The organism is Streptomyces sp. NPDC048111 (assembly GCF_043202815.1).
In the GTDB taxonomy this organism is placed as follows: domain Bacteria; phylum Actinomycetota; class Actinomycetes; order Streptomycetales; family Streptomycetaceae; genus Streptomyces.
The window spans coordinates 300,867-318,405 of record NZ_JBIDBD010000005.1 but is presented as its reverse complement, the minus strand read 5'-3'; the positions used below and the strand labels follow the sequence as shown (position 1 = coordinate 318,405).

Here is a 17,539-nt window from a genome sequence, read left to right as displayed (position 1 = left end):
CTCACCCGTCCCGCAGGGCCTGCGTCAGGGCCCGCGCGGTGGCGGTGTTGCAGTTCCCGAGGATGACGAGCGGGGGCGCCCCGAAGTCCCGCCCCAGCGAGGGGAGGGTGATGCCGTGTTCCGCGAGCGCGGCTCGCAGCTCCATGACGACGGCGTAGGTGTCGTCCTTGCGGGGTGGGAGGGGGGTGGTTGCGTTCATGGGGGCCTCCTGTGAGTGCGGTGTGTGACGAACCCCGCACAGGATGAAGCCATGCCCTTTACCTTTGGAAGTGCTTTGCGTTTCACCCGTCAACTGGCAAATGGTGGTGGCGAGTTATGCCCTCGCGTAAGGACCCGGATGCGTCGGCGAGCGTGCCGTCCTTCTACGGTGCGGAGCTGCGTTACAGACGCGAGGCGGCAGGCCTCACCCTTGCTCAACTGGCCGACGACAGCTTCCGCGGCGTGCCGTTCCTGAGCCAGATCGAACGCGGCGAACGCCGCATGCCCATGGATCTGGCCAAGCATGTGGACGCCCGCCTGGGCACGGACGGCTTTTTCCAGCGTCGCTGTGAAGACGTCTATCGCGCCCGGCAGTCCGGGCACGCGGAGTACTTCGCCGATGTCGTGGCGATGGAGCAGGGAGCGGAGACGATTGAGGAATGGTCTCCCCTCCTGGTACCGGGCCTGTTGCAGACCGCCGCCTACGCACGGGCGGTTGTTCAGGCGGCCCAGCCCAGGTACACCCATGAACAGGTGGAGGAGAAGGTGTCGGCCCGCATGTCCCGCGCCTCCCTTTTCAAGCAGGAAGCGCCCCCCGAGTTCTGGGTGATCCTCGATGAGTCGGTGCTCCGGCGCCGGGTGGTGCCGCCCTCGCATATGGCCGAGTTGCTGGAGCACGTCGTCGACGTCATCCACGCTGCACGCGGCGTTTTGCAGATCATTCCGGAAACGGTGGGTGCCCATCCGTTCATGACGGGAACGACCAGGGTGGTGACCTTTCCGGACGCTCCGGCCATGACGTACATGGAGAGCATGTACTCCGGCCAAGTCATCGACCAGCCCGATCTCGTGAAGACGTACCGGAGGTCCTACGACCGGCTGAAGGCGGCTGCCCTGCCCCCCAGTGCCTCGCTGGCCATGATGGAAAAGGCGGCCGAGGGCTACCGAACTGCCAGACGCTGAATTCGACTTGAGCGGTGCCCGTCGGCGCAAGGACAAACCACAGCGAGCGGGATCGTCCCCATCCGGGACAGCAAGGCCACCGACGGCCCGGCACTGATCATCGCGGCCAGCGCCTGGGCACCCTTCATAGAGGCCGTGAAGGGCACGGCCCCCCGGGGCTGAGATCGCGGTGTTCGGCGGGAGCCCGCGTCGGTAGTCTTGGGCCCATGTACGGCTACGACCAGAACCCGGGCGCGCAGCAGCAGTACGCCCCGCCCCAGCAGCAGATGCAGGGCGGGTACGGCGAGCAGCCGCTGTACCCGGAGCCGTCACCGCCCTCGCTCGCCGACGCGGTGCGGGCGTTCACGACGGGGTCGCTCTCGGCCGAGGACTTCCAGCAGATCTTCGCGGGGTCCAAGGTGTACTGCCCGCGCGGCGACAACCCGGGGTTCCTGGCGCTGCACAACACGCAGCAGCCGGTGATCCCGATGTTCACCTCGCTCAAGGAGCTGCGCCGCTACGCCGGCAAGGAGTCCAAGTACTTCGTGATCACCGGCGCCGAGGTGATCGACCTCCTGCCGACCGGGTACGGCTTCGTGCTCGACATGGAGGGCGACCACCGGATGGTCTTCGACGCGAAGGCCGTGGAGCAGATGGTCGACTTCGCGATGCGGCGGATGTACGGATAGCTGCCGCGCAGGTCCCCGCGGCTCGGGCCCGTACCCCTCGGGGGTGCGGGCCCGAGCCGCGTGCGGACGGGCAAAAGGGGCGTGACCAGGCAGAACCCGACCCGGGAATGAAGCACGCCTTGCAGGATGTTCAGCATTCAACTACTTTGAAGGCAGAGCACCCCCCGAGGAGGGCCGTCCCATGCCAGCTGTGACCGTCGAGAACCCGTTGACCCTGCCGCGCGTCGTCGCGCCGGAGGGCGCCTCGGCCCGTCCCGTCCTTGCCGTGACCACCGCGCCGCAGGGGTTCGAGGGGGAGGGCTTCCCGGTGCGCCGCGCGTTCGCCGGGATCAACTACAAGCACCTCGACCCGTTCATCATGATGGACCAGATGGGCGAGGTGGAGTACGCGCCGGGCGAGCCCAAGGGCACCCCCTGGCACCCGCACCGCGGCTTCGAGACCGTCACGTACATCATCGACGGGATCTTCGACCACCAGGACTCCAACGGTGGTGGCGGCACGATCACCAACGGTGACACCCAGTGGATGACGGCGGGCTCCGGGCTGCTGCACATTGAGGCGCCGCCGGAGCAGCTCGTCATGTCCGGCGGGCTCTTCCACGGGCTCCAGCTCTGGGTGAACCTGCCGGCCCGGGACAAGATGATGGCCCCCCGCTACCAGGACATCCGCAGCGGCTCCGTCCAGCTGCTCACCTCGCCCGACGGCGGCGCGCTGCTGCGCGTCATCGCGGGTGAGCTGGACGGCCACGACGGTCCCGGCATCACGCACACCCCGATCACGATGGTGCACGCCACGCTCGCGCCGGGCGCGGAGGTCACCCTGCCGTGGCGCGAGGACTTCAACGGCCTCGCGTACGTGCTGGCCGGGCGCGGGTCCGTCGGGGCCGAGCGCCGGCCCGTGCACATGGGTCAGACGGCGGTGTTCGGCAGCGGCGGCTCGCTGACCGTCCGCGCGGACGAGAAGCAGGACGCCAACGCCCCCGACCTGGAGGTCGTGCTGCTCGGCGGGCAGCCGATCCGTGAGCCGATGGCGCACTACGGGCCGTTCGTGATGAACACCCGGGCCGAGCTGGAGCAGGCCTTCGAGGACTTCCAGAAGGGCCGTCTCGGCTCGGTCCCGGCGGTCCACGGCATGACCGAGGGCGGCCTGTAGGCGGCATCCCGAACGCCGTGGGCCGATCGCCCATCGGTGATCGGCGCACGGACCGGGCCGCCCGGGGCTCGACGGCGAGCCCCGGGCGGCCCTTGTGCGTTTCCGTGCCTGACACGTCACAGTTCCCGGCCAGAGGTTGCGCGTTATTACCGGTGGGTAGCATCATCGGAGGTACTGAGCTACTTGCTGGTAGATGTAACCGACACCCTGCTTACGGAGCCGTCGCCATGGGGCACTACAAGTCGAATCTCCGCGACATCGAGTTCAACCTCTTCGAGGTGCTCGGACGCGACAAGCTGTACGGCACCGGCCCGTTCGGGGAGATGGACGTCGACACCGCCAAGTCGATCCTGGAGGAGATCGCCCGTCTCGCCGAGAACGAGCTGGCCGACTCCTTCGCGGACGCCGACCGCAACCCGCCGGTCTTCGACCCGGCCACCAACACCGCTCCGGTCCCGGCGTCCTTCAAGAGCTCCTACAAGGCGTTCATGGACTCCGAGTACTGGCGTCTCGGCCTGCCCGAGGAGATCGGCGGCACCGTCTCGCCGCGCTCCCTGATCTGGGCGTACGCCGAACTGCTCCTGGGCTCGAACCCGGCGATCTGGATGTACTCCTCGGGCCCCGCCTTCGCGGGCATCCTCTTCGAGGAGGGCAACGAGCAGCAGAAGAAGATCGCCGAGATCGCGGTCGAGAAGCGCTGGGGCTCCACGATGGTGCTGACCGAGCCCGACGCGGGTTCAGACGTCGGCGCGGGCCGCACCAAGGCCGTCCAGCAGGACGACGGCTCCTGGCACATCGAGGGCGTGAAGCGCTTCATCACCTCCGGTGAGCACGACATGGAGGAGAACATCCTCCACTACGTCCTCGCCCGCCCCGAGGGCCACGGCCCCGGCACCAAGGGCCTCTCGCTCTTCCTGGTCCCGAAGTTCCACTTCGACTGGGAGACCGGCGAGCTGGGCGAGCGCAACGGCGTGTACGCGACGAACGTCGAGCACAAGATGGGCCTGAAGGCGTCCAACACGTGCGAGATGACGTTCGGCGACCAGCACCCCGCCAAGGGCTGGCTGATCGGCGACAAGCACGACGGCATCCGCCAGATGTTCATGATCATCGAGTTCGCCCGCATGATGGTCGGCACGAAGGCGATCGCGACGCTGTCGACGGGTTACCTGAACGCGCTGGAGTACGCCAAGGAGCGCGTCCAGGGTTCGGACCTCTCCCAGTTCATGGACAAGACCGCGCCGAAGGTGACGATCACTCACCACCCGGACGTGCGGCGTTCGTTGATGACGCAGAAGGCGTACGCCGAGGGCATGCGCTCGCTCGTCCTCTACACCGCCTCCATCCAGGACGCGATCCAGGTCAAGGAGGCCGCGGGCGAGGACGCCAAGGCGCTCGTCGGCCTCAACGACCTGCTGCTGCCCATCGTGAAGGGCTACGGCTCGGAGAAGTCGTACGAGAAGCTCTCGCACGAGTCGCTCCAGACCTTCGGCGGCTCCGGGTACCTCCAGGAGTACCCGATCGAGCAGTACATCCGTGACGCGAAGATCGACACGCTGTACGAGGGCACGACGGCGATCCAGGGCCAGGACTTCTTCTTCCGGAAGATCGTCCGGGACCAGGGCGCGTCCCTGAACGCCCTCTCCGAGGAGATCAAGAAGTTCCTCGCCGAGCAGAACGGCAACGAGGCGCTGGGCGGCGCGCTCGACTCCCTCGCCAAGGCGGCCGTCGACCTGGAGGCGATCGTCGGCACGATGATCACCGACCTCACGGCGACCGGTGAGGACGTCAAGAACATCTACAAGGTGGGCCTCAACACGACCCGCCTGCTGATGGCTTCGGGCGACGTGGTCGTGGGCTACCTGCTCCTCAAGGGGGCGGCGGTGGCGGCCGAGGCCCTGTCCTCCGGCTCGCCCTCCGCGAAGGACGTCGCGTTCTACACCGGGAAGATCGCTGCGGCGAAGTTCTTCGCGGCGAACGTGCTGCCGGGGGTCGGGATGGCTCGTTCTCTGGCCGAGTCGGTGGACAACTCCCTGATGGAGCTGGACGAGGCGGCGTTCTAGCCCCCTCCTCCCAGGGGCTCGGGGTGGTCGGACCCCGAGCCCCTTTCCCATGCCCGGGCCCCCGTTCCGCGCGCCCCTAACCCCCGGTCGTCTGCGGACCGTGCCCGCTCCTCGCGCAGTTCCCCGCGCCCCTGGCGGGACCGGTGCTGGGCCGCACGTGTAGCCCGGCCTGCCTCGCGCAGTTCCCCGCGCCCCTTAACTGCTCGGTGCTGGGCAGCATCGGCCACCTCAGCCCGTCCGGCGTTTGAGGACGAGCGCCGTTCAGGCGTGATGGGGGTGCAGGGGGCGCAGCCCCCGCCGGGGTCCGAGGGGCGGAGCCCCTCAGCGGGTCTGGGGCGCAGCCCCAGGGGCCGGGCCTCTCCAACCCCCCGCACGGGCGGGCGGGTGGGCAAACCCCTCCGGGGTCTGGGGCGCAGCCCCGGGTGGCGGGGCGCCGTTAGGGTGGCCGCATGAGCACACCGCCCCGCTTCGACCGCGGCCACACCGACGACCTGATGACCTTCCTCGCGGCCAGCCCGTCGCAGTACCACGCCGTGGCCAACGCAGCCGCTCGCCTGGAGAAGGCCGGGTTCCGTCAGGTCCGCGAGACGGATGCCTGGGACGGCACGCACGGCGGTAAGTACGTGCTGCGCGGCGGCGCCATCGTGGCCTGGTACGTGCCGGAGGGCGCCGAACCCCACACCCCGTACCGCATCGTCGGCGCCCACACCGACTCCCCGAACCTCCGCGTGAAGCCGCAGCCCGACTCGGGCGCGTACGGCTGGCGTCAGGTCGCCGTGGAGATCTACGGCGGAACGCTGCTCAACACCTGGCTGGACCGTGACCTCGGCATCGCCGGCCGCCTCACCCTGAAGGACGGCAGCCACCGTCTGGTCAACGTCGACCGCCCGCTCCTGCGCGTACCGCAACTGGCCGTGCACCTGGACCGCTCGGTGAACACCGACGGCCTCAAGCTCGACCGCCAGCGCCACCTCCAGCCGATCTGGGGCCTCGGCGACGACGTGCGCGAGGGCGACCTCATCCGCTTCCTGGAGCAGGAGGCCGGGCTCGCCGAGGGCGAGGTGACCGGCTGGGACCTGATGCTGCACTCCGTCGAGGCCCCCGCCTATCTGGGCCGCGACCGGGAGTTGGTGGCCGGGCCCCGCATGGACAACCTGCTCTCCGTGCACGCCGGGACGGCCGCGCTGGCCGCCGTCGCGACGGCCCCGGCCCTCCCGTACATCCCCGTCTTCGCCGCCTTCGACCACGAGGAGGACGGCTCGCAGGCCGACACCGGCGCCGACGGCCCGCTGCTCGGCAACGTCATGGAGCGCTCGGTGTTCGCCCGCGGCGGCACGTACGAGGACCGCGCCCGCGCCTTCGCCGCCACGGTGTGCCTGTCCTCCGACACCGGCCACGCCGTCCACCCCAACTACGCGGAGCGCCACGACCCGACGCACCACCCGCGCGCCAACGGCGGCCCCATCCTCAAGGTCAACGTGAACGCCCGGTACGCCACCGACGGCGCCGGCCGCGCCGTGTTCGCGGCGGCCTGCGAGCGCGTCGGGGTGCCGTGGCAGACGTTCGTCTCCAACAACGCGATGCCCTGCGGCACCACCATCGGCCCCATCACCGCGGCCCGCCACGGCATCCAGACCGTCGACATCGGCGTGGCGATCCTGTCGATGCACAGTGCCCGTGAGCTGTGCGGCGCCGACGACCCGTACCTGCTGGCCAACGCCCTGGCCGCGTTCCTGGCGGCCTGAGGCCGCCAACCGCCGCCGTGCGCACGGTGATTGGCCGTCCGGGTCGCGGGTACCCGGACGGTCCACCACCTTTCACGGAGGCGAGATCCATGGGCTTGGGCGGCTGCATCATCCTCATCGCGGTCGGGGCGATACTCACGTTCGCGACGGACTGGCACGCGAGCGGAGTGAACGTCCACGTCGTGGGCCTGATCCTGATGGCGGTCGGCATCATCGGCGTCGCCGTCTTCACCAGCGTGCTGCGCAGGCGGCGCGTGGTGCCCGGGGCCACCATCGTGGAGGAGGACCGCCACCACGACGGCCTCATGTGACCCCGGCCGGCCCCTGACCGCGTGACCCCGGCACCCCCGGGCCACCGGCCCGGCGGCACCCCGCGACGTGTTCCTCACCTCACGTGACCCGCGCCACCTGTGGCCCGGGACGTGGGGGAACCCCGCCGTGCCCCGCGTATCCTCGGTGTCCGGGCCCTGACCAGGTCCGGGAAGTCCGGGAACGGGGAGCAAGGGGGTACCGCCGCCGTGGAGTTCCGCGTCCTGGGAACGGTGGCCGTGGCGACGGAGGACGGCGCGTTCCTGCCGCTCGGCCCGGCCAAACGACGCAGCCTGCTGGCCATGCTGCTGCTCCAGCCCAACACCGCGGTCCCCGTGGAACGCCTCATCGAGGCCCTCTGGGACGAAGAGCCGCCCCAGCACGCCCGCACCGTCCTGCAGGGCCACGTCTCGCGTCTGCGCGCCCTGCTCGCCGAGCACGGCGCCGAGGCGTACGGCATCGAACTCGTCACCCAGGGACCCGCCTACGTCCTGCGGCTGCCCGAAACCCTCGTGGACGCCCACCGGTTCGAGGAACTCGTCTCACTCGCCCGCGGCCAGCGCGGCCCCGGCGACGCGGTCCTCATGCTCCGCGAGGCGCTCGCCCTGTGGCAGGGCCCCGCCCTCACCGGCACCGTCACCAGCCCGCCCCTGCAAGCCGCGTCCCACACCCTCGAAGAGCTCAGGCTCGCCTCCGTCGAAGCGCTCGCCGAGGCTTACGGGGAGCTGGGCGAGCACGGCCGGGCCGCCGCCGTCCTGCGCACCGAGGCCGTCGCCCACCCGCTGCGCGAGCCCCTGTCGGCCGCGCTGATGCTGGCCCTGAGCCGCTCGGGACGCCAGTCCGACGCCCTGGAGTGGTTCCACCGCACCCGCCGTCTGCTCGCCGACGAACTCGGCGTCGACCCCGGCCCCGCGCTCGCCGAGGCCTATGCCGCGATCCTGCGCGCCGGCACCCCCGCCGCCGCCCCCGCCGACGCCCCCCATCCGGCCCCGTCCGAGCCCGAACCTCCGCTGCCCATACCGGAGTTGCTGCCCCGGCGCCCGCGCGGCTTCACCGGGCGTCAGGCCGAACTCGCCGCGCTGGGGCGCGCGACCGCCGGACAGTACGGCGCCATCGCGCTGGTCACCGGCGGTGCGGGGGTCGGCAAGACCGCGCTCGCCGTGCACTGGGCCCACGAGCGCCGCGCCGACTTCCCCGACGGCCGCCTCTTCGTCGACCTGTGCGGCTACAGCGACACCCCGGCCCGCCATGTCACCGTCGTCCTGCGGGAGTTCCTGCTCGCGCTCGGCGTCCCCGCCCAGCGGGTCCCCGAGACCGAGGCCGGGATGGGAGCGCTCTACCGCTCGCTCACCGCCGACCGCCGGATGCTGGTCGTGCTCGACAACGCCCGCGACTCCGAACAGGTACGCCCGCTGCTGCCCGGCGGCGACCACTGCGTCACCCTCGTCACCAGCCGCGACCGGCTCGGCGGGCTCGTCGCCTCCGACGCGGCCCGCCCGGTCCGCCTCGACGAACTGCCCGCCGCCGACTGCACCGCCCTGCTCGGCGCGGTCCTCGGCGCCGACCGCGTCGCCGCCGAACCCGAGGCCGCGTCCCGTCTCGCCGCCCTGTGCGACGGGCTCCCGCTCGCGCTGCGCGTCACCGCGGCCCGCCTCGCCGCCCGACCCCAGGGCACCCTCGCCGCCCTCGCCGCCGAACTGGCCGACGAACAGCACCGGTTGGGACTGCTGCGCGTCGAGGACACCGGAGTCGCCGCCGCCCTGCGCCTGACCGTCCAGCAACTTCCCGAGCAGGCCCGCCGCATGTTCCGCTCGCTCGGCCTGCACACCGGCTCCGAACTCGACCGCTACACCGCCGCGGCCCTGGCCGGCTGCACCCCCGACCAGGCCGCCGCCGCCCTCGAACACCTCGCCGCCGCCCACCTCGTCGTCGAATCCGGCCCGCACGGCGCCGCCCCGCGCGCCCGCTCCGACTCGTACACGCTGCACGACCTGGTCCGCCTCTACGCCCGCGCGCTCGCCCCCGAGGCCGACCCGGACGGGCTCGCCCGCCTCCTGGACCACTACCTGCACACCGGCCTCATCGCCACCGCCACCGCCGAGCCCGGCAGCCGGCCCTGCTTCGCGCCGCCGCCCGGCGCCCGCCGGCCCGCGGCGGTCCGCGAGTTCGAGGACCGCCAGGCCGCGCTCGCCTGGTTCGAGGCCGAACGGGCCACCCTGCGCGGGGCGGTGGCCGCCGCCGTCGACGCGGGGCTGCACGACCGCGCCTGGCGGCTCGTCCTGCTCCAGTGGCCGCTCATCGTCTGGCGGGTCCGCGACGGCTGGGTGCCCCTCCTCGAACAGGCCCTGGAATCGGCCGAGTTGGAGCAGGAACTGGACGCACAGTCCCGCACCCGCGCCCTGCTCGGCTGGGTCCTCCAGGAGGAGGGCCGCTACGACGAGGCCCTGGCCCAGCTGGAGAAGGCCCCCGACCTCGCCCGCCGGGCCGGCGACGTCACCAGCGAGGCCGTCGCCCGCATCAACCTGGCCCTCATCCTCACCCAGTACGGCGAGACCGACCGCGCCGGCGACCTGCTCGGCCACGCCCTCACCCTGGCCGGCCGGGCCCGCGACCACTCCACCGAGATGCTCGCCCACCAGCACCTGGCCCGCCACTTCCTCACCGCCGGCGCCCACCACCAGGCACTCCAACACGCCCTGCGCGGCCTCGAACTCGGCCCCTCGCCCGAGGCGATCCCGCGCCGCGTCCTGCTGCGCACCAGCTACGGAGAGGCGCTGGCCGGCCTCGGCCGCACGGACGAGGCCCGCCTCCAGCTCACCGAAGCCGCCGACGAGGCCGACAGTCACGGCTACGAGGAGGGCGCGGCAGCCGCCCGCGCCCGACTGGCCGCGCTCCCACCCGCGTAAGCTCACGCGGTGCCCACCCGGCACCGTTCACCGGCCCGCGCCACACGCCCGGGCCGCACGCGCCGACCGTACGCGCGGAACCGTACGACCGGCGCGTTAGCCGGACGACAGGGGCGGCTGCGAGGCTGGCGCGGTACATGACCGGAACCAAGGGACGCGATGCGCAGGGGCAGGACGAGGAGCGGGGCGATCAGGACTCCCGGCGGGATACCGCACGTCCCGGCGCGCCCGGCACGGCACGGGGGCCGGCGGGACGCGGCGGGGCGGAGCGTCGCCGGGCTCATCGGGGCCGTTGTGCTTGTCGCGGCGCTCGCGGCCTGCACCGACCGCGTCCCCTCCGCGACCCCCGGCACCACCGCGAAGACGGTCGCGCACGGTACGCCGTCCGCGACGCCGTCGGGCACCTCGGCCGCCCGGCCCGGCCCCTCCACCACGGCCCCCGCCGCGAGCCCGTCAACGCCGGGCCCACCGGACGGCACCGGCTCACCCGCGCCGTCCGGCCCGCCCGCGGCGAGCCCGGCCCCCAGCACCCCGGCGCCCGGCACCGCCACCCCCACCGGGCCCGTCGACGACGGCGGTGAGGACGCCCGCGTCTTCTGCTCGCCGACCGCCCTGTCCATCGCCGTCCGCGTCCTCGGCGACTCCGCCCGTCCGGGCAATCCGCGTCACGGCGCCGGCCCGCGGAGCGGCGGCGAGGCCGTCCTGGTGGTCCGCAACATCTCCGGGCACACCTGCGTCCTGCACGGCACGCCCACCCTGACCGTCCTGGACGACCGGGGCCGGGCCGCACCGCTCGCCTCCGTCCCGGCCCAGCCGTTCGCGAAGCCCTTCGCCCTGCACCCCGGCGCGAACGGAGTGGCCCGTGCGCGGTTCGCCGCGCCCGGCGGCTGCGCCGCGAAGGGCGCCACCGCGCGGGTCACGCTGCCCGGCTCCAAGGCCCCGGTCACCGTGGCCGTCGTGGACGCCCACGGCCGCCCCGCCACCCTGCCCCTGTGCGGACCGGCCCCCCGAACCGGCCCGTTCAAGCCCGGCTTCGCCTAGACCGCGCGTCCTTCGCGCCCGGACGGGATCCGCCGGGCAGGCCCTGGACCGCGCCCCGCACAAGACCGCCGGCAGGCCCTGGACCGCGCCCCGCACGGCACCGCCGGCAGGCCCTAGACCTCGCCCCGGTCGAGGCCCGCCAGCACCAGCGGCAGCCTGCCCACGCCGCCCTCGACGAGCCGCACCGGCACGCCCCAGTCCTGCTGGTGGACGTGGCAGGCCGGGTACTCGTTCGCCGGGTCGTCGTCGCAGGAGGCCGCCATCGCCGAGACGTGCAGGACGCCCTCGGTGACCTCGGAGTTCAGCATCAGCTCGCGGGCGAGGTCGGTACCGGTGCCCGCGCCCGCCATGAGCAGCTCCGGCGGCGTCGCGGACACCAGGAGCCGGGTGGACGGCCCGTAGCGGGTGTCCAGCTTCTGCCCGGCCGGCGCCTCGAACACCACGTCCAACTGGAGCCCGCCCGGGGCCACTTCGGTCGCCGTGCGCTGCGTGCGGTGCGCGACCGCCTCGACCCGTACCGTCTCTTCGGGCAGCCGCAGGCGGGTCAGCCGGTGCCGCGCGGACTCGACGACGACGATGTCGTCCCCGACCAGGACCGCGTCGCTCGGCTCCCTCAAGTCCGTTGCCAGCGTGGTGACTTGACCGCTCGCCGGGTCGTAGCGGCGCAGCGCGTGGTTGTAGGTGTCCGCCACGGCGACCGAGCCGTCCGGCAGCGCGGTCACGCCCAGCGGGTGCTGGAGCAGGGCCTGCGCGGCGTCCCCGTCACGGTGCCCGAAGTCGAAGAGACCGGTGCCGACGGCCGTGTGCACCGCGCCCTCGGTATCGACCCAGCGCAGCGCCGAGGTCTCCGAGTCGGCGACCCACAGCCGCTCCTCGGTGGCCGCGAGCCCCGACGGCTGGGCGAACCAGGCCTCGGCGCCCGGCCCGTCCACGAGCCCCTCGTTGGTCGTGCCCGCCGCCACCTCGACGGTGCCCGTCTGCGGGTCGTACGTCCACAGCTGGTGCACACCGGCCATGGCGATCCACACCTTGCCGCGCCACCAGGCCACGTCCCACGGCGAGGACAGGTCCACCTCAAGGGCGGGCCCCGACGTGGGCTGCCCCTGCCACCACTGCCGGCCGGTGCCCGCGAGCAGCTCGATCTCCCCGCTCCGCGGGTCGAAGGCGCGCAGCGCGTGGTGCACGGTGTCGGCGACCACGACCCGGCCGTCCGGCAGCAGCGCGAGGCCCTGCGGCTCCTTGAACTGCCCTTCCCCGCCGATCCGCCGCACGACGCCCTCGCCGTCCGGGCCGAGCTCCACGAGCTGGTGGCGCGTGGTGTCGGACACCAGGAAGTTCCCGCTGGGCAGCACCAGCGCCTTGCCGGGGAAGCGCAGGTCGGTGGCGACGGGCTCCGGGGGCACGTACGGCCCGTCCCCGCGCCGCAGCGTCCCCTTCGCCGCGTGCTCCTCCTCCAGCTCCTCGACGAGCCGCTCGATGGCGTGCGCATGCCCCTCGCCGGCGTGCTGGGCGACGACGTACCCCTCGGGGTCGATCACCACCAGCGTGGGCCAGGCCCGCACCGCGTACTGCTTCCAGGTGGCGAGCTCCGGGTCGTCCAGCACGGGGTGCTCCACCCCGTACCGCTCGACGGCGTCGACCACGGCCTGGTGCTCGGCCTCATGCACGAACTTGGGCGAGTGCACACCGACGATCACCACGGTGTCCCGGTGCTTCTCCTCCAGCTCGCGCAGTTCGTCGAGGACGTGGAGGCAGTTGATGCAGCAGAAGGTCCAAAAATCGAGGATCAATGTGCGACCTCGGAAGTCGGCGAGCTTCAGATCCTTGCCACCGGTATTGATCCAGCCCCCCTTGCCGATCAGCTCGGGGGCACGGACACGGGCGCGGCGGGGTGCGGGCGCGGGGGTGGGCGCCGGGGCAGCATCGTTCATCCTTCAAGCTTGCCATCCACCCGTGAACGCGGAATCACTCCCGTACGACGCCTTGGTCCTGCGCAGCTACGGGATTCGCTCCACCACGGACTGACCTCCTTGGACGCCCCGGACGAACAGGGTTCCCGTGCGCCGACCACCGGGGGGTGGGGCAAGCACGGACGCTGATACGTCCACGAAGCCGTGTTCCTTGAGAATCAGCGCCCACCCATCGGGTTCGTAGTCCCACCGTTTGACGACAGCGGGGTCTTCTTCGGGCCCGCGCGGGATGTATGACGCCTGACAGCCGTAGCACCCTTCGACCGGGGGCCGCTGGGAGAAGGCGAAAACGCCACCCGGCTTAAGGTTCGCGTGAACCATCGGCAGCAGAAGACCGGGGGCAATGAACCAGGCAGCGCCGAACACGCTGTAGATCGCATCGAAGATCGTGAACGTGTCTCCAAGGTAGGTGAGGGCGTCGGCCTGGTGGAGTTCGATCCCGTCCACGCTTGGCCACCGCTCTCGTGCCTTGTCGAGCTGCTTGGCGGAGAGGTCGATCCCGACGGACTTCATGCCGAGCGTCGCGAGGTGAGCGGCGTTCCCTCCAGACCCGCACCCGAGATCGAGCACGCGGTCGCCCTGGTTCAGGTTGAGCACGTCGGCCCTGGGGCCGTGGTCCGGGTACTGGGTCCAGTTGAACCATGTGGTCTCGCCCGCGGCATTGGTCTTCCGCCGCTGGGGCTTGCTCTGCGAGTAGGTGTCCCATGCGGTGCTGCGAGCGTCAGTCACTACCTGTCCGTTCTCGTTCCTGGCTTCAGCCGCCCGGCACGATACCGGGCGGCTGAAGCTCTCGTGGGTCAGTCGCTCCGCTTGAGTCGGAGCTACTTGGCAACGGGGCTGTCGGAGCAGCCCGCGTAGCTCTGGGTGCAGTCGGCCACGCCATCGATCGGCCAGAACTCCGGGTCCACGTCGAAGCCGGCCGATCGGATCATCTCGGCCGTCCGACGCATCGCGGCCCGGCCCTCGGCCGGGTCGTGGCCGCTGTTGCGGTCGGGGACGTGGTGGATGAAGCCGCCGAGCGCGTCGCAGAACTCGGCGTAGTGCTTGGTATGGAGCACGAGCGCGTGCCAAAAGAGGTCCACGCGAAGGCTGGGCGTGGCCCTCTTTGTGGTGTTCGCGGCTACGGCGAGGAAGGCCGCCAGCTGGTTGACGCCGCGCTGGCCCTGGTCGTCGGTCATCTCCGGCCAGGAGTCCTCGCGGACCATGGTGATGAGGTCGGCCCTCAGTTCCCGGGTGATGAGGTCGTACACGGTCTTCGTCGTGTCGGTGATCGTCACGTCTGTGCCTTCCTGGTCTGTGCGGAACATCGGTGGCACTTGCAGGGGGGCCGGGCGGCGGAGGTCATGGGGATCAGCGGCTTCTCGGCGCTGCCGGGGCAGATCGCCTCAGCGCCGAACGTCCGGCCGGAGTCGCGAGAATCCCGCACGGTCATGGTCATCGTTGGCCTTCCGCCTGCCCGGTCCGATTGGTGAAGCGATGTTCCCGCCGCCGGTCCGTCGGAGCGACGACACTTCGGGCGTCGCCCGGGCGTCGCTCAGTGGGGTGTCACTGACGCCCTCCAGGGCGTCAAACCGGTGTCATTGCATGGCTGTTCGGTCTAGCTTTGACGTCATGACGACGTCCGCCGTGGTGCCGAATGATGTGCTGCGGGCCGTGCGTATTGGCCTGCGCTTGAGCCAAGACGACTTTGCCAAGGCGCTCCGCCGGGCAGGTGCGGAACTGGGGGAGCCGAACGAGGCCTCCAAGCGGCTGGTGCAGCGCTGGGAGTCCGGCACGAGCAAGACGCCTCGGGGCGTGTACGCAAGGGCTCTGGAACGGGTCACTGGGCGTCCGGTGGAGGCACTGGGGTTCGCCCTGCCGGTGCCGACGGCACGAGTCCACGCAGACGGGAAGGGAGGGCATGACATGGAGACCGGCACAACCGGTGTCGCGTCTGCCTCTGTAGGCGCGCAGTCCACTGCGCAGACGGGTGAGGAGACGTTTTCGGGGCTGTGGCTCAGCCGCTACGAGTTCTTCTCTTCGAGCCGGGCCGACTCGTACGAGGGCAAGCACTACGTAGTGATCGTCCAGCACGGGAACCGGCTGACCGTTCAGAGCCTGCCCGGGGCGAGCAGCAACCCGGACAGCCCACTCACGCTGGATCTCACGGTCGATCGCAACGTGGTCACGGGTACGTGGGTCGAGCAGACTGCCGCAGACGGCTACTACAACGGGGCCCGCTATCACGGGGCCATCCAACTCCTGGTCGAGCCGACCGGACGGCGCATGGCCGGAAAGTGGGTCGGCTTCGGTAAGGACTTCGACGTGAATACCGGCCCCTGGGAACTGCGGCTGGTGGACCGGTCCACCAGCAAGGCGACACTGGAGAGGTACAGTCGGCCGCCGGAGTGACATCGGACGGAGCATCTGCTGGGGCCCGGACCGCACGGGGGCCTTGCCGCCGGTCCGGCCGAGCCCGACGACGCCCCGTCCGTGAGGGCCGAGTGGTACGGAACCGCGCTGCGCGAGTTCGTGAGCAACGAGCACCTGGATGTCCGCCGCATCCTGCCGGCCCTGCCGCTCCGGAAGTCGCCCTGGCCGTCCGGCACGGCACTACGGGGCCACGTTCGCGCTCTCGTCGCTGTGCTCCTTGACCCATTCGACCAGCTCGATGGGGACCCCGTTGGGGTCGGCGACCATGAACAGCCGCTCGCCCCACGGTTCCTCGCGCGGCTCCAGGGTGATGGCGACGCCTTCCGCGCGCAGCCGCTCGTACTCCTTGTGCAGGTCACTCACGACGAAGGCGAGAATCACCCCGTCCGCCGGCCGGTCGCGAAAACCCTCGGGCAGCACTTCGAGACCGCGCCGGTGAAAGACCACGCTGGGCGCGTCGGGGTGGCCGAGGGAGGCGAAGCCGTCGGCTGACATGTTCTCGGTGTAGCCGAAATGCCTGGTCAGGAACGAGGCGGAGGCGGAAACGTCGTCCACGGTCAGGCATATGGCGGTGTCGGTGATCTGCACGGCACTCCTCGCTGGGGGCGGCTCTCTACTTTCTCTCTACTATGTACTGTGTACTACGTACAGTGTCGCGCGCAACGTTATGGAAGGGCTGGAGGGGCTGTGCCGAAGAACCGCAGCGGGGGCGGGGACCCCGTCCGCACGCTGGAGTTGCTGTGGCGCGCTTCGGGCGCGCCGCAACCGTCGGCCGGGCGGCGCGGCCCTCGTCAGGGGCTGACCGTCGATGCGGTGGTCGGCGCGGCGGTCGAGCTGGCCGATGCGGAGGGACTGGACGCCCTGACCATGCGCGCCCTGGCCCAGCGGCTCGGGGTGACGCCGATGACGCTCTACACGTACGTCCCGGGCAAGGCCGAACTGCTCGATCTCATGCTGGACGACGTGTACGGGCGGATGGAGCTGACGCCGTTCGGCCCGGACGAGCCGTGGCGGGACCGGGTCACCCGCGTCGCCCGGGACAACCGGGCCCTGCTGGTGCGCCACCCCTGGATCGCCGAGATGTCCGTGACCCGCCCGCCCCTGGGCCCCGGCGTGATCGGCAAGTACGAGCACGAGCTGGCGGCCTTCGAGGGCATCGGCCTGCCCGACGCCGAACGGGACACCGCCCTCACCCACCTCCTGGGTTTCGTCCACTCCACCGCCCGGGCCGCCGCCGACGCGGCCGAGCTGAACGGCCGGCGGAGCGACGACGACTGGTGGGCCGAGGCCGGGCCGCTGCTCGCCCAGGTGATCGACGCCGACCGCTACCCGCTCGCCGGACGCGTGGGTGAAGCGGCCGGCGCCTACGACCCGGACGCGGTGTGGGCCTTCGGGCTCCAGTGCGTGCTGGAAGGGCTCGGACGGTGGGCCGAGCGGCAGAGCCCGGTATGAACAGCCGCGTCGCCGTTCGGCAGGGGGCCCGCATGGGCAGGGGTGTAGCCATGAAATACCTCGTGCGGGACAAGATCTTCGCCATCGGCGACGACTACTGGATCGAGACCGAGGACGGCCGCCAGGCGTTTCTCGCCGACGGCAAGGCGCTGCGCATGCGCGACACCCTGGAGCTGAAGGACCCGTCGGGGCGGGTCCTGATCACGCTGCGGGAGAAGATGTTCAGCCTGCGGGACGCGATGACCATCGAGCGGGACGACCAGGCCCTGGCCACGGTCCGCCGCAAACGGCTCTCGCTGCTCCGCAACCACTACCGCGTCAGCCTCGTGGAGGGCACGGAGCTGGACGTCTCGGGCCGCATCCTGGACCGCGAGTTCACCATTGAGTACGACGGGGAACTGCTGGCCCACGTGTCACGCAAGTGGTTCCGGGTGCGCGAGACGTACGCGGTCAACGTGGTGCGCGAGGACGCGGACGCGGCGCTGCTGCTGGCGGTGGTGATCTGCGTGATCCGCATGGACGAAAAGGACCACGACCACGACTGACCCCTGAGCGGCCCGGGGAGCCCGCGCGGGAGGGGGCGCTTAGGGGCGCGAGAAGCGACCACGTCCCGCACGCAAAAACAGGCGGCACCCCATAAGGGGCGCGGGGAACTGCGC

At 71.5% G+C, this 17,539-nt stretch carries 17 protein-coding genes; 12 read left to right on the top strand and 5 right to left on the bottom strand.

From position 1 onward, the window contains the following. Position 1: 1 nt before the first annotated feature. Positions 2–199, bottom strand: a complete 198-nt coding sequence (locus ACGF3I_RS13105) for a hypothetical protein (RefSeq protein ID WP_393131190.1) — start codon at positions 197–199, stop codon at positions 2–4. Between the two features lie 116 nt (positions 200–315). Here ACGF3I_RS13105 and ACGF3I_RS13100 point away from each other — a divergent pair, with 116 nt between their 5' ends. From ACGF3I_RS13100 to ACGF3I_RS13060, 9 genes are all read left to right on the top strand, one after another. Beyond that, positions 316–1,161, top strand: coding sequence for a helix-turn-helix domain-containing protein (locus ACGF3I_RS13100; protein WP_393131188.1), 846 nt, complete (start codon positions 316–318; stop codon positions 1,159–1,161). Then, on the top strand, positions 1,162–1,323 hold the full coding sequence (locus tag ACGF3I_RS13095; RefSeq protein ID WP_393131255.1) for a DUF397 domain-containing protein: 162 nt from the start codon (positions 1,162–1,164) through the stop codon (positions 1,321–1,323). 44 nt (positions 1,324–1,367) lie between these two features. Continuing rightward, positions 1,368–1,829 (top strand): SseB family protein, encoded by a 462-nt coding sequence (locus ACGF3I_RS13090; RefSeq protein WP_393131186.1) that lies wholly within the window; start codon positions 1,368–1,370, stop codon positions 1,827–1,829. Positions 1,830–2,010: 181 nt separating this feature from the next. Beyond that, entirely contained in the window at positions 2,011–2,982 is a 972-nt protein-coding gene (locus tag ACGF3I_RS13085; protein ID WP_393131184.1) for a pirin family protein, read from the top strand. Between the two features lie 227 nt (positions 2,983–3,209). Next, entirely contained in the window at positions 3,210–5,045 is a 1,836-nt protein-coding gene (locus ACGF3I_RS13080; protein ID WP_393131182.1) for an acyl-CoA dehydrogenase, read from the top strand. A gap of 449 nt (positions 5,046–5,494) precedes the next feature. Continuing rightward, a complete protein-coding gene (locus tag ACGF3I_RS13075) occupies positions 5,495–6,790 on the top strand; it encodes a M18 family aminopeptidase (protein ID WP_393131180.1) in 1,296 nt (431 codons plus the stop codon). A gap of 89 nt (positions 6,791–6,879) precedes the next feature. Next, positions 6,880–7,101 carry a DUF6458 family protein gene (locus ACGF3I_RS13070; RefSeq protein WP_393131178.1) on the top strand — a complete coding sequence of 74 codons (222 nt, stop codon included), beginning with the start codon at positions 6,880–6,882 and terminating at the stop codon, positions 7,099–7,101. Between the two features lie 207 nt (positions 7,102–7,308). Further along, positions 7,309–10,005, top strand: coding sequence for a BTAD domain-containing putative transcriptional regulator (locus tag ACGF3I_RS13065; RefSeq protein ID WP_393131176.1), 2,697 nt, complete (start codon positions 7,309–7,311; stop codon positions 10,003–10,005). A gap of 294 nt (positions 10,006–10,299) precedes the next feature. Next, positions 10,300–11,046, top strand: a complete 747-nt coding sequence (locus tag ACGF3I_RS13060) for a DUF4232 domain-containing protein (protein WP_393131174.1) — start codon at positions 10,300–10,302, stop codon at positions 11,044–11,046. A gap of 113 nt (positions 11,047–11,159) precedes the next feature. Here ACGF3I_RS13060 and ACGF3I_RS13055 read toward each other — a convergent pair whose 3' ends face one another. The 3 genes from ACGF3I_RS13055 to ACGF3I_RS13045 form a co-directional block, all read right to left on the bottom strand. Next, positions 11,160–12,977, bottom strand: coding sequence for an NHL domain-containing thioredoxin family protein (locus ACGF3I_RS13055; protein WP_393131172.1), 1,818 nt, complete (start codon positions 12,975–12,977; stop codon positions 11,160–11,162). Positions 12,978–13,043: 66 nt separating this feature from the next. Further along, positions 13,044–13,745, bottom strand: coding sequence for an SAM-dependent methyltransferase (locus ACGF3I_RS13050; RefSeq protein WP_393131170.1), 702 nt, complete (start codon positions 13,743–13,745; stop codon positions 13,044–13,046). A 92-nt stretch (positions 13,746–13,837) separates the two neighbouring features. Then, entirely contained in the window at positions 13,838–14,293 is a 456-nt protein-coding gene (locus ACGF3I_RS13045) for a glycine-rich domain-containing protein (protein ID WP_393131168.1), read from the bottom strand. Positions 14,294–14,627: 334 nt separating this feature from the next. Between ACGF3I_RS13045 and ACGF3I_RS13040 the strand changes: the two genes are divergently transcribed. Next, positions 14,628–15,407, top strand: a complete 780-nt coding sequence (locus ACGF3I_RS13040; RefSeq protein WP_393131166.1) for a helix-turn-helix domain-containing protein — start codon at positions 14,628–14,630, stop codon at positions 15,405–15,407. A 201-nt stretch (positions 15,408–15,608) separates the two neighbouring features. On the opposite strand, the gene ACGF3I_RS13035 is transcribed toward ACGF3I_RS13040, so the two are convergent. Then, the gene (locus ACGF3I_RS13035) at positions 15,609–16,016 is read right to left on the bottom strand and encodes a VOC family protein (protein WP_393131164.1); all 408 of its coding nucleotides are present in this window, start codon (positions 16,014–16,016) and stop codon (positions 15,609–15,611) included. Positions 16,017–16,115: 99 nt separating this feature from the next. Between ACGF3I_RS13035 and ACGF3I_RS13030 the strand changes: the two genes are divergently transcribed. Then, positions 16,116–16,880 (top strand): TetR/AcrR family transcriptional regulator, encoded by a 765-nt coding sequence (locus ACGF3I_RS13030; protein WP_393131162.1) that lies wholly within the window; start codon positions 16,116–16,118, stop codon positions 16,878–16,880. A gap of 50 nt (positions 16,881–16,930) precedes the next feature. Next, positions 16,931–17,425, top strand: coding sequence for an LURP-one-related/scramblase family protein (locus ACGF3I_RS13025; RefSeq protein ID WP_393131160.1), 495 nt, complete (start codon positions 16,931–16,933; stop codon positions 17,423–17,425). Positions 17,426–17,539 lie beyond the last annotated feature (114 nt).

Excerpts from the sequence above, each read along its gene's own strand:
- ACGF3I_RS13105 (WP_393131190.1), bottom strand. The coding sequence starts at position 199 with ATGAACGCAACCACCCCCCTCCCACCCCGCAAGGACGACACCTACGCC.
- ACGF3I_RS13100 (WP_393131188.1), top strand. The coding sequence starts at position 316 with ATGCCCTCGCGTAAGGACCCGGATGCGTCGGCGAGCGTGCCGTCCTTC.
- ACGF3I_RS13090 (WP_393131186.1), top strand. The coding sequence starts at position 1,368 with ATGTACGGCTACGACCAGAACCCGGGCGCGCAGCAGCAGTACGCCCCG.
- ACGF3I_RS13085 (WP_393131184.1), top strand. The coding sequence starts at position 2,011 with ATGCCAGCTGTGACCGTCGAGAACCCGTTGACCCTGCCGCGCGTCGTC.
- ACGF3I_RS13080 (WP_393131182.1), top strand. The coding sequence starts at position 3,210 with ATGGGGCACTACAAGTCGAATCTCCGCGACATCGAGTTCAACCTCTTC.
- ACGF3I_RS13075 (WP_393131180.1), top strand. The coding sequence starts at position 5,495 with ATGAGCACACCGCCCCGCTTCGACCGCGGCCACACCGACGACCTGATG.
- ACGF3I_RS13070 (WP_393131178.1), top strand. The coding sequence starts at position 6,880 with ATGGGCTTGGGCGGCTGCATCATCCTCATCGCGGTCGGGGCGATACTC.
- ACGF3I_RS13055 (WP_393131172.1), bottom strand. The coding sequence starts at position 12,977 with ATGAACGATGCTGCCCCGGCGCCCACCCCCGCGCCCGCACCCCGCCGC.
- ACGF3I_RS13040 (WP_393131166.1), top strand. The coding sequence starts at position 14,628 with ATGACGACGTCCGCCGTGGTGCCGAATGATGTGCTGCGGGCCGTGCGT.
- ACGF3I_RS13025 (WP_393131160.1), top strand. The coding sequence starts at position 16,931 with ATGAAATACCTCGTGCGGGACAAGATCTTCGCCATCGGCGACGACTAC.